Raw genomic sequence first — 506 nt, forward strand, 5'->3', positions numbered from 1 at the left:
ACTATTCCCATAGCTGTCCGCACCGGCGCGGCTTCGTTCAATCTGGCTTTTGCAGCGTCCCGCCCGACGCCGCGGCACCGCTCGGTGCTCGGCGGGACCCAGCAAAAACCCTCATTCATTCCGATGAAGCCGGCCGGGGATTCCGATCTGAAGGCGGTCCAGCGTTCCGGGCTGAAGCCGGTCCACGGTTCCGACGCGATATCGGCCATCGCGTGACGCCCGTCCCCGGGTCGCTTTGCTCATCTCATGAAGGATTCCGGCGGGTCAAGATCCGCCGTCATGCCGTCAGCGCCTCGGCTTGGCGCTTGCGCAGCGACTCCCCGGTCAGCTCGATGCGGTAGGCGTTGTGCACGACGCGGTCGAGGATGGCGTCGGCCAGCGTCGGACCCCCAACCATCGCAGGCTGCCCCAATTTCGGATCGACTGGTCCGTGAGGTCACGGTCACCGATCGGCGGCATTCGCTTTACGGGCAATGCCTCGAGGTTGCCGTCGGAGGCCCCTCCCG

Annotated in this window: 1 protein-coding gene and 1 pseudogene; one reads left to right on the forward strand and one right to left on the reverse strand. The window is 66.2% G+C overall.

Translation table 11 applies throughout. From position 1 onward, the window contains the following. Positions 1-216, forward strand: a 216-nt coding sequence (locus ACSVDD_RS29750) for a hypothetical protein (protein WP_448193012.1), incomplete at its 5' end; no start/stop codon positions are given. A 61-nt stretch (positions 217-277) separates the two neighbouring features. On the opposite strand, the pseudogene ACSVDD_RS29755 reads toward ACSVDD_RS29750, so the two are convergent. Continuing rightward, a pseudogene (locus ACSVDD_RS29755) lies at positions 278-397 on the reverse strand (ATP-binding protein); the annotation flags it as partial. Positions 398-506: the final 109 nt, after the last annotated feature.

Source organism: Azospirillum terrae, assembly GCF_053470425.1.